Here is a 10,270-nt window from a genome sequence, read left to right as displayed (position 1 = left end):
CACTTGGCTTGACAATCCGTCTTATAAATAAATTCAGCCTGACCGTCAAGCACAAAAATTAAATAGAAATAAGGCACAGCCTTGGGGCCGACATGACAGCTGCTCTTGGAAATATCCATACCGAGCCTGACTGGCCATATCGCGCTGGATTTTTCCAATTCAGTAGCTGTGAAATAATGGTCTTCCACGATGTCGAAGTGATCTTCGTTCTTTACTCTTTTCACAACAATGTCACCTCTCCTTTGGTGGAGATAAGGGGGTTTTGATTTTATTGTATATAAAGGAATGTATAATTACAAGTTAATTCATTGGAATTAAGGGTTATAAATTCAAAACTTCTGTATAACCCACCGATGGAGGACACGGTCCTGAACCAGTTGACGGATTGGGCTATACGGGAAACATAAAGTATAATATCCCGATAGGCATAACAAAAGCTCCATGGCTGGTTTGAGACAAGCCGTGGAGCTTTTTAGGTTGTGAGGTTTATACGTTCAGGATTCCTTCTTTTGGAATAACGTTAAAGGCTTTAGCCAGATCCGCCAATTCCTGATCCGTAATCCGCTGCTGGATATCATGATTAGCAATGAGCATATAAATTTGCGCCGCTTTTTCAATCGTTTCAATCAGGCCAAACGCTTCATCAATGGAGCTGCCTGTTCCGAAAATACCGTGATGAGGCCATAATACGGCGTGATGATCCTTCATTTTTTTGGCCGTTTCGCGACCGATTTCGCTGGAGCCCGGTACCATCCAAGGGATTACGCCGATACCGTCTGGAAAGACGACAATACATTCGGTACACATTTCCCATAGCGTTTTGGTGAACTGGTTTTCGTCCAGACTATGAATGAAGGTCATGGCAATGACATGGGTGGCATGATTATGAATCACAACACGATGGTTAGGATCGACCTTCAAGCGCTCAATGTGGCTCATAAAATGAGATGGCAATTCGCTGGTAGGTACTGCGTCATGCTTGAGGCCCCACAAGACCTCCAATTGCTCGCCATCCTGCGAGACACGAAGGACGCCTAAATTGGCTTCTGGATCGGAGATTACATTTTTAAAATACTTGCCTGATCCGGTGACGATAAAATATTTGCCTGCCAGTTCATTCACAGGAAAAGCAGGTTTGATCGTACGAATAACATGCTGGATATCAAGATATTTAGCTACCTCTACTTCATCCAAAATATAACTGACATTCCCTCCGTTACGCTCATCCCAGCCGAATTTCCACATGTTTTGCGTAATTTCCGCCATCTCGCGGACGAATGGAATTTCCAGCTCCGATTTCCGTTCTTTATGATTCTCCAGTACAGTAGTCATGGGTGATCTCTCCCTTTGGATGTTTTAAACATACAAACATACAAGCTTATACATGCGGTAATTACCGTTTTAGCAGTACCTGTTGTTCATAGTTTTTTGCTTCGGCAAGCCATTCTTCACGAACGGGGACACCGTTTTGAGCGCAATAGTAATCCCATACGGCCCCGAACGGATATGATTTGAATTCTTCAACAAGGGCAAGGCGAGTGGTAAAGTCCCGTTCCTCTTCCGCCTGCTTCAATGCTTCAATCGGTTCCAGCATGGCGCGAAGCAGCGCTTTGATCGTGTTGCGTGTTCCGATGACCCATGCAGCCACATGATTGATGCTGCCGTCAAAGAAATCAAGGCCGATATGGGTTCGGGTAAGCAATTGTCCGCGAACCAGCTCACGAGCAATGTCGAGCAATTCGTCGTCCATGGTGACCACATGATCGCTGTCCCAACGAACCGGTCTGCTGACGTGGAGCAATAATTGATCGGTGAACATCAGCACGGAAGACAGTTTATTTGAAATGACCTCAGTCGGATGGAAGTGACCGGAATCGAGACAAATGGATTTACCCCGCGTCAGTGCATAACCCATATAGAATTCATGCGAGCCGACGACATAGCTTTCTGAACCGATACCGAACAGCTTGCTTTCAACCGCGTCTATGTTGTATTCTTCACTGATTTTTTCGCTGAAAATCTCGTCCAGAGAATCCCGCAGCCGCTCTCTTGGAGCCAAGCGGTCAATCGGGGTATCCTTGTAACCATCCGGCATCCAGTGGTTGGTAACACATGGCTGACCGAGTTCTTTTCCAAAATGCTCTGCAATCCTGCGCGATTTTTTGCAGTGTGTGATCCAGAAGTTGCGAATTTCCGGGTCCTTATGGCTTAGCGTGAAGCCGTCTTCCGCTTTGGGATGGGAAAACAAGGTGGGGTTAAAATCAAGTCCGAGTCCCTGCTGTTTGGCCCAGTCTACCCAGTTCTGAAAATGGCGCGGCTCCAATTGATCCAGATCCACTTGTTCTGTAGTATCCGCATAGATGGCATGCAGATTGACCTTGTGTTGACCCGGAATGAGCGACAGGGCTTTCTCTAAATCCTGACGCAATTCATCCGGTGTACCTGCTCTACCCGGGTAGCTGCCCGTTACAGCGATGCCCCCGCTAAGCTGTTTGTCTTTGAACAGGAATCCCTGAACATCATCTCCCTGCCAGCAGTGTAATGATATTTTAATCTCTGAAAGCTTCCGTAAAACGTCATCCACCTGAATACCGTGGCGGGCATACAGCTTTTTCGCTTCGTTATAACTGGCTTCAATGGCTTGATTCATGAGTTTACTCCTTTATCGAGATATCTGAAATAGAGGACGCTGTTTGCTTCCTGAGATTTTCCCAGCGTTCCAGAACTTCTTCCAGTCCATCCACTGTCCTCGGCTGATATAACTGAGTCGGGAAGGATTGGGCAATGACGCTGCCAGCAGCCTGGAGATCCTCAAGAGCACCAGTGCTGATGAGCTGTACGACAATATTACCGATGGCCGTCGATTCGGAAGGTCCAGCGTGAACCTCAATCCCCAAAAGATCGGCTGTTAGCTGACACAGCAATTCGTTATTAGCGCCTCCGCCGACAATGTGCAATTGGGTAACCGTTTCGTCTGTTAAACGCTGTAGCTCATGTAAGGCATCCCGGTAGCTCAAGGCCAGACTGTCGAAAATACAGCGGGCGAGCGAACCCGGTGTCCCGGGAATAGGTTGCCCTGTTTCCTCGCAGAATCGTTGAATTTCAAGAGTCATGCTATCCGGGTTTAAAAATGCGGGCAGATTGCAGAGAACGAGACTGGCAAAAGGCGTTTCTGCCGAAGCCAGTTGGGCCAATTCGGCAAAGCTAAGAGCGGAACCGCCCTCTCTTCTAACCTCCTGAATCATCCATAGGCCCATAATGTTTTTCAGAAAACGGTACGTATCGTAAGCTCCCCACTCATTGGTGTAGTTCGCCTGCATGGCGGCCTTGGTATTCAAGGCTTGTTGCCGCTCCATCCCCAGAAGTGACCACGTTCCGCTGCTAATATAGGCCCACGATTCTTCCCGCTTCGACGGAACACCCGCCACAGCCGAGGCTGTATCGTGTGTAGGCACGACAATGAGCTGGCAGTCTGGAAGATCGTGCTGCTGAACAAGCTCCGGTAAGATTGCACCCAGAGTCTGACCAGGCTTGGTAAGCGCTGCAAATTGATTACGGCGAAGCTGGAGCAGGGACAATAGTTCTTCATCCAACTCCCGGGTATTCACATTTAAAAGCTGCATGGTAGATGCATTCGTCGTTTCATTCATCATGATGCCCGTAAGGCGGTAGTACAGATAATCGGGAACCATTAATATTTTATCCGCTTGGGCGAGCTGCTCCCGATCATGAACGAACAGCTGATACAGCGTGTTAAAATTCAGCTCCTGAATGCCTGTCTTCTCATATACATTTTCTCTGCTTATGAGCTGGTGCAGCTTGTCGGGTGCATGAAGGGTACGTGCATCGCGATAGGCGTAGATATCATGAATGCGACGACCTTCTTGATCGAGCAGGACGTAATCTACAGCCCATGTATCTATGCCGAGCGTACAGGAATGAATCCCCTTCTGTTTGGCTTTTTGCAGTCCTTTTATGATCTCGTCAAACAGATCATCGACATTCCAGTAATCATGTCCGTCCCTTTCCGTAAAGGAGTTGCCGAACCTGTGAAGCTCTTCCAAGTGAAGCTGGCCACCTTGCAGGGTTGCACTTACGAGCCTTCCGCTTGAAGCCCCAATATCAACAGCAAGATAGTTATCCATATAAAATCTCCTTACGTGGGTGAAGTCCCGGCAGTCGAAGCTCCTGCCTCTTTACATCTTATATAATTCAATACTACTTCCGTTTTTCTGTGTAGTCAACACAAACGGAAATATAATGTATGGTTTTATTTTTGTTTTTCAAATTATAAATAAAATATAATGTTGTTTGTGTGGTTTTATGTGCATTAATATCCGTTTTCTACAATATATGTGCCTTAATCGGAGGGATACGCTGTTTTGTAATGTTCGAATTGTGGAATGTTATTCAAATGCCGCTGTCTGTATGAAATATAGTCTTGAAACCGCCCGCCAGAGGGTGTAGTATACAAGATATCAATTTCATATGACTCGTATAATATTGGGGATATGGCCCAAAAGTTTCTACCGGACGACCACTGTAATCGTCCGACTATGAGTGATAGCGCATCGGCTTCGGATGAAATGCGGGCATTTATTTGTGCGCTCATCCGTCAGGGACTACAACCCCAGGACAGGCTTCACTTGAGAAACAACTCAAGAGAGCCTGTCCTTTTTTTGGTTTTGGCAGGTTTTATTCTATTTTAAAGTAAAGAAGGAGCGATACCCACAATCATGAAAGTTTTGGAGGAACGTATTCGTCAAGAGGGACAGATTTTATCCGACACGGTATTAAAGGTAGATTCATTTTTGAACCATCAGGTAGATACAGCATTGGCGCTGGAGATTGGTAAGGAGTTTGCACGTCTTTTCGGTGGTGCTCCCATTACGAAGGTGCTTACAATTGAAGCAAGCGGCATTCAGTTTGCCATGGCTACAGCCATTGCATTGGGTGTACCGTTCATCTATGCGAAGAAAAAGAAGGCAATCACGCTGAACGAGCAGGTATACTTCGCTGAGGTCCACTCGTTTACACGGCAGGAAACCTATCAGGTGAGTATTTCCCAAAAATATCTCGATGCCAGCGACCATGTGCTGATCGTGGATGACTTTCTGGCGACTGGCGCAGCATTGGTCGGACTTACGGATATTGTGAAGGAAGCAGGAGCGGAGCTGGCCGGGGTCGGCTGCGTGATTGAAAAGAGCTTTCAGGAAGGCCGTGGACTGCTGGAGCAAAGAGGTATTGCCGTACGCTCTCTTGCGCGTATCGCTTCCATGGCACCGGGCGAGGTTCATTTTATAGAAGAAGCGGGTGCAGTGATTCCTTCCGTTAAGGAGAATGTGGGATGCTAAGCAAACAAAAGTTATTCGCGCTGGGCTTCCAGCATGTGATGGCGATGTATGCCGGAGCGATTGCCGTACCTCTGATTGTAGGGGGAGCATTGCACCTGACGCCAGCCCAAATGGCCTATCTGGTAGCTGCGGATCTGTTCACCTGCGGGATTGCCACGTTGTTGCAGATTATGGGCACTCGGTTTTTCGGCAGTCGATTGCCTGTCATTTTAGGCTGTACGTTTACGGCGGTGGGGCCGATTATCGCGATTGCGTCGACCTCGAATTTGGCGACCGCGTACGGAGCCATTATTTTATCCGGTATATTCGTGGTGCTCGCGGCACCGCTGTATGGCAAGCTGCTACGCTTTTTCCCGACGGTGGTTACGGGTTCGGTGGTTACGATTATCGGCTTGTCCCTCATTCCGGTGGCGATGAATAATGTAGCCGGGGGTCAGGGCAGCGCAGATTTTGGACAGCCGCGTAATTTGCTGCTGGCGTTAGTTACTTTGCTGGTTATTCTGTTCGTGAATCGGTTGGCCAAAGGCTTTTTGCGCTCGATTTCTGTGCTCATCGGTTTGTTTGCAGGCACGGTGGTCGCTTATGCGATGGGGATGGTACATTTTGCTCCAGTGGCGCAAGCGTCTTGGGTGAGTGTTGCGCAGCCGTTTTATTTTGGTAAGCCTGAGTTTAGCATTATGGCAGTATGTACGATGATTATCGTTAATATTGTCAGCATGGTCGAGTCTACGGGCGTTTACTTGGCGGTAGGCAAGGCGATTGATCAAAAGGTGGAGCAGAAGCAAATCGTCAATGGTTTGCGCTCTGAAGGACTTGCGATTATGCTCGGGGGTATTTTCAATGCGTTTCCTTACACGGCTTTCTCGCAAAATGTAGGTCTGATTTCGCTGACACGTGTCAAGTCGCGGAACGTTATTTTTGCTGCGGGTGGTATTATGGTTGTTCTTGGTCTGTTGCCCAAACTGGCCGCCTTAACGACAGTGATTCCTAATGCTGTGCTGGGCGGGGCGATGATCGTTATGTTCGGTTCGGTTGCTGCATCGGGCATGTCTATTTTGTCAGAAGTGGACTTGAGGAAGGAAAGCAATCTGCTGATCGCGGCATGTAGCATTGCGGTGGGCCTCGGCTCTGCCGTGCTGCCCCAAATGTTCGACCAACTGCCGAGCTTTGCCAAAATGCTGCTGCAAAATGGTATCGTATCTGGCTCGATTACGGCGATTGTCTTGAATATTGTTTTAACGAAAAAACAGGGCGAATCGGTCAAAGGCGGGACGGTGTCAGAGGTTCCGCAGAAGGTTTAACGATTAGGGTTAGGTAAAGACAGCCGGAGAGAGGACGTAAGCCTCTTTTTCCGGCTGTTTGGTATGGGGTTATTCAGAATGAATTATTTGTTCAGCAGCATGAAGTTATTAATAAAACCCTCTTCCTGTATGAAAATCGGGGTTTGGATTTTCGATGCGAAGTCATAATAGTACACGCCGCGCCCTTCTTCCTGATTTTTCTGGGAGGCACTGCCTAGATAGTAGATACCTTTGCTGTCCGGGGACATATAGATAAAGCTGCGGGACGAAATGGGAAGCTCTAATTTGGTGCGCTTTCCAGTTGCGATATCGACAAGACTATACTCGGGGTTTCCGTGATTAATGAAACGGGCAGTGACTAGGAGTAACTGATCATTACTGCTGGACATGGACAGGATTTGTTCGTTCTTTAGTGTAATGATAGGCCGTTCTTGTTTGGTGTTGGTATTGATTTCTGTGACCTTGTAGTCAGGTGAAATCATAATAGTCTGTTTCTTGGCTGCGATGTCTCTTTGTTTATCTTGTCCATTTTCAGAGAATTGGGAAATGTACGTTGCGCTTTTGCTAGAGTTGTATGATACAGACCAAGTATTCATATCTAGATTTTCATCATGCAAAAACTGCATTGTATGAGTTGATTTATCGTAGAAAATGGTTTTAAGTGTACGTTCTCCTTTTTTGACAGCAGCCAGAACGAGTGGACCTTCTGGAGTCGTTGGTACTATACGATTAATGGCAAACAAATTATCGGAAAGTTGTTCAGTTTTTTTTGAATTCAAATCGTATGAAAATAACTGATCTCCCTTATCGTCAACATCGGCAGAATAATAAATCTTGTGATCAGGTAATGACACTACAGAAAGTGGATATTGAGAGGTGTAAGGAACATCGGCCAGCTTCATCATTTTTTTGCTGCTCAAATCATACGTCATGACCCGCATAACCATACCTTTATCTGTATTTTTCCCATTCACATATTCTGTATAGGTCATGGATAGATATTGGTCTTGTTCGACTGGAGCTGTCTTTTCGCCTGATTGGATCTGTTTCGATGGAATTGATTCTGCTGCTGGAGTAGAAGATGGAGAACAGGCAGATAACAGAGCTGGAACGAGTAAGGAAAGTATAATTAAGCGAAAGCTGCTTGTTTTCAAAAGGAAACATCCTTTCTAAGATGAGGGATTTACTAAATCCATTATGATAAATTAAAAAAAGGGAAAAGGACAGGGTGTAGGCCCTATCCTTGTTTCACATGAAGAGATTAGAACGCATAAAAATATTTTCCTGAAAATGAGAGAGACGAACTCCATGTCAATCCCAAATCCTGTACACCAGTTTTCCAAATATCAATAACGGCATCCGGAAGGCTTCCGTTATCAGCTTTAATAAAGTTAGCAGCGATATCATTATCTGTATTTCTTACGGCAATTCTTGTTCCAAACTCTGGATTATCAATAGCCCCTTTTGTTGCACAGTCGCCTCTTTTTAGTGAATTGGAATTTTCACCAGTTGAGTCCGTAAAGTTTGTCCCTCTACCTGTGCCTTGAACCTTGCCGCTCGATTTTCCGGTAATGACGATTTCATTATTATGTGCTCCGTATGTATAAGTCCCTGGTGCTTTGCGTGTTCCACGTGGTAATGCCTGAAGTGAAACATTATTAGTAGTAATCGCATTTTCCTTTTGATCAGGCAAGATAATATCTTTGATATAACCTTCACCATCATAAATTACTTTTAGACCAGGCTGAGGGTCAGGGTTATCAATATGATATACCGGCAGTGATTTGGCTTCTTCTTTGATTTCCTTAATCATTGCTTCTTCTTTTTCTAGCTCAATTTGTTGTTCAGCAGTGAGTGGGGCAATAGCAGCTAGAGATTTTTGTGGTTCAGGTACAGGAGTTCCTTTTTCTACTACAACCATGTTATTGTTCTCATCATATTGGATGATTGTACCCGCTAACATTTGGTCAGGGATTTTTTCTCCTTTCTCAGCATGGGAGATTGCTGGACTAACGATTCCCCACGAGATGAATAACGTTGTAGCCAGAATTGCTTGAGGAAGAAACTTTACCTTCATAACAAACCGCCTCCTTGAAATATTTGTAAATCCATAGATAGCATAAGTGAGCTTACAAACTATGTCAACCTTTTAATGGAATATATGAATATATTTATCTATATTTTGTGTCTGCAAGAGTCCATTAGTCGGATATGAACTACATTTATTGACAGCCTTGCATTGAAAATCCATTTTCTTGATTCTCGCCGTATCGTTTAAATTTAAAATATTGCGCATGTCTATTTTGTTAGAGGTGGATTTGCAGAAGGAAAGCAATCTGCTGATCGCGGCATGTAGCATTGCGGTGGGCCTCGGCTCTGTCGTGCTGCCCCAAATGTTTGACCAACTGCCGAGCTTTGCCAAAATGCTGCTGCAAAACGGTATCGTATCCGGCTCGATTACGGCGATTGTCTTGAATATCGTTTTAACGAAAAAACAGGGCGAATGGGTCAAAGGCGGGAAGGTGTCAGAGGTTCCGCAGAAGGTTTAACGATTAGGATTAGATAAAGACCGCGGGAGAGAGGACGTAAGCCTATTTTTCCGGCTTTTTGGCATAGAGTTATTGATAAAACCCCCTTCCTGTATGAAGATCGGGGTTTGAGATTCTATTAGAAGAATTTGCTAGAGTGATAGGCGAGGTCATGGTATAATCTACCTTATGGATTTTGAATAGTGGTGGATGTTTTCAGACCACGGCGCAGCTTCCCGAAAGGGGGTGAAGCCGATGGTCAACCTTGTGTCGTGCTACGATGTGTTGCGTTGGATGGTTACGTTACTAAGCCTGGTGTTTAGTATTCGTAAACTTTATCGCTGGCTACGTCGGAAATTTCGGAACAAGCGAAAACCCACCGTGTAATTAGGTTAGGCGCCTAACGGTGGGTTTAGCTACGCATTTAGCGCGCCGTGATGATCCACAGCCTTTCAAGTCCTAAGAGTCTTTGCCGTTGGTAGCGGCGAAGGCTCTTTTTAGTATACGGACACGGTGGTTATCTCTATACCTAATTTTATCACGTCCATTGCGTGCATGCAACGCAAAGTCATAGCCTTGATCCTTGCCGTATCGTTTAAATTTAAAATATTGCGCAGCATTTGTTGACAAGCCTGTAACAACAAAATAAGATAGTCCTAATTCGTAATATAGAGGAATAAAGGAAGAAAACAGGTGTGAACCGGACTTTCCACTTACAGGGTTTCGCTGAAATCATGTAGATGGCTGTTGTGCGTGTTCACTTAAAAGGGAAGTTCGGTAGATTCCGACACGGACCCGCCACTGTATACAGGCATCAGCAGGGAATTGCTGTAGCTTTCAGAACAGCCACTGGAACTGTGAGGAACCGGGAAGGCCTGAGAGATAAGCCTGAAGTCAGGAGACCTGCCTGTTTTAACATCACTGTCAGACCCACGGGATGCTGGGGAGGTGGTTAGGCGTGCTGCATACAGAATGTCTGAAACCGATCCGATCCCCTTGTTTTTAGAGGGTGAAGAGGGTGAGCTTAGGCATTTGATCATGAAAGCATTTCTGACTGCTGATCAAGCGGTCGGGGATGCTTTTTTCG

General features: G+C 45.8%; 7 protein-coding genes, 2 pseudogenes and 2 riboswitches. Of the genes and pseudogenes, 3 read left to right on the top strand and 6 right to left on the bottom strand.

Features of this window, described 5'->3' with window-relative positions; all coding sequences use genetic code 11:
• From ACIFO6_RS15615 to rhaB, 4 genes and pseudogenes are all read right to left on the bottom strand, one after another.
• Positions 1-224, bottom strand: a pseudogene (locus ACIFO6_RS15615) (AraC family transcriptional regulator); the annotation flags it as partial.
• A gap of 262 nt (positions 225-486) precedes the next feature.
• Positions 487-1,332 carry a rhamnulose-1-phosphate aldolase gene (rhaD, locus tag ACIFO6_RS15610; RefSeq protein ID WP_430041711.1) on the bottom strand — a complete coding sequence of 282 codons (846 nt, stop codon included), beginning with the start codon at positions 1,330-1,332 and terminating at the stop codon, positions 487-489.
• 61 nt (positions 1,333-1,393) lie between these two features.
• Complete coding sequence (rhaA, locus tag ACIFO6_RS15605; protein ID WP_430041710.1) at positions 1,394-2,650, bottom strand: L-rhamnose isomerase; 1,257 nt, start codon at positions 2,648-2,650, stop codon at positions 1,394-1,396.
• Between the two features lie 4 nt (positions 2,651-2,654).
• Positions 2,655-4,145, bottom strand: coding sequence for a rhamnulokinase (gene rhaB / locus ACIFO6_RS15600; protein ID WP_430041709.1), 1,491 nt, complete (start codon positions 4,143-4,145; stop codon positions 2,655-2,657).
• Positions 4,146-4,473: 328 nt separating this feature from the next.
• Positions 4,474-4,577, top strand: a riboswitch (purine riboswitch).
• A 159-nt stretch (positions 4,578-4,736) separates the two neighbouring features.
• Here rhaB and ACIFO6_RS15595 point away from each other — a divergent pair.
• A complete protein-coding gene (locus ACIFO6_RS15595; protein WP_134911889.1) occupies positions 4,737-5,354 on the top strand; it encodes a xanthine phosphoribosyltransferase in 618 nt (205 codons plus the stop codon).
• Positions 5,348-6,655 carry a nucleobase:cation symporter-2 family protein gene (locus tag ACIFO6_RS15590; RefSeq protein ID WP_430041707.1) on the top strand — a complete coding sequence of 436 codons (1,308 nt, stop codon included), beginning with the start codon at positions 5,348-5,350 and terminating at the stop codon, positions 6,653-6,655. The genes ACIFO6_RS15595 and ACIFO6_RS15590 overlap by 7 nt, the downstream gene beginning before the upstream one ends.
• A gap of 83 nt (positions 6,656-6,738) precedes the next feature.
• On the opposite strand, the gene ACIFO6_RS15585 is transcribed toward ACIFO6_RS15590, so the two are convergent.
• Together ACIFO6_RS15585 and ACIFO6_RS15580 are read right to left on the bottom strand one after the other, a co-directional pair.
• Positions 6,739-7,809, bottom strand: a complete 1,071-nt coding sequence (locus tag ACIFO6_RS15585; RefSeq protein ID WP_430041705.1) for a hypothetical protein — start codon at positions 7,807-7,809, stop codon at positions 6,739-6,741.
• A 107-nt stretch (positions 7,810-7,916) separates the two neighbouring features.
• A complete protein-coding gene (locus ACIFO6_RS15580; RefSeq protein ID WP_430041704.1) occupies positions 7,917-8,732 on the bottom strand; it encodes a hypothetical protein in 816 nt (271 codons plus the stop codon).
• A 217-nt stretch (positions 8,733-8,949) separates the two neighbouring features.
• Between ACIFO6_RS15580 and ACIFO6_RS15575 the strand changes: the two are divergent.
• Positions 8,950-9,204: pseudogene (locus ACIFO6_RS15575) on the top strand (purine permease); the annotation flags it as partial.
• 706 nt (positions 9,205-9,910) lie between these two features.
• A riboswitch (cobalamin riboswitch) is annotated at positions 9,911-10,108 on the top strand.
• The last annotated feature ends 162 nt before the right edge of the window (positions 10,109-10,270 follow it).

Origin of the sequence: Paenibacillus sp. NRS-1781, assembly GCF_050467745.1 — a bacterium.
GTDB lineage: Bacteria > Bacillota > Bacilli > Paenibacillales > Paenibacillaceae > Paenibacillus > Paenibacillus terrae_A.
The sequence above is the reverse complement of the archived record's forward strand: the minus strand, read 5'-3'. Positions and strand labels throughout refer to the sequence as shown.

What these genes read in the sequence shown, in the direction of transcription:
- rhaD (WP_430041711.1), bottom strand. Translation starts at nt 1,332, where the DNA reads ATGACTACTGTACTGGAGAATCATAAAGAACGGAAATCGGAGCTGGAA.
- rhaA (WP_430041710.1), bottom strand. Translation starts at nt 2,650, where the DNA reads ATGAATCAAGCCATTGAAGCCAGTTATAACGAAGCGAAAAAGCTGTAT.
- rhaB (WP_430041709.1), bottom strand. Translation starts at nt 4,145, where the DNA reads ATGGATAACTATCTTGCTGTTGATATTGGGGCTTCAAGCGGAAGGCTC.
- ACIFO6_RS15595 (WP_134911889.1), top strand. Translation starts at nt 4,737, where the DNA reads ATGAAAGTTTTGGAGGAACGTATTCGTCAAGAGGGACAGATTTTATCC.
- ACIFO6_RS15590 (WP_430041707.1), top strand. Translation starts at nt 5,348, where the DNA reads ATGCTAAGCAAACAAAAGTTATTCGCGCTGGGCTTCCAGCATGTGATG.
- ACIFO6_RS15580 (WP_430041704.1), bottom strand. Translation starts at nt 8,732, where the DNA reads ATGAAGGTAAAGTTTCTTCCTCAAGCAATTCTGGCTACAACGTTATTC.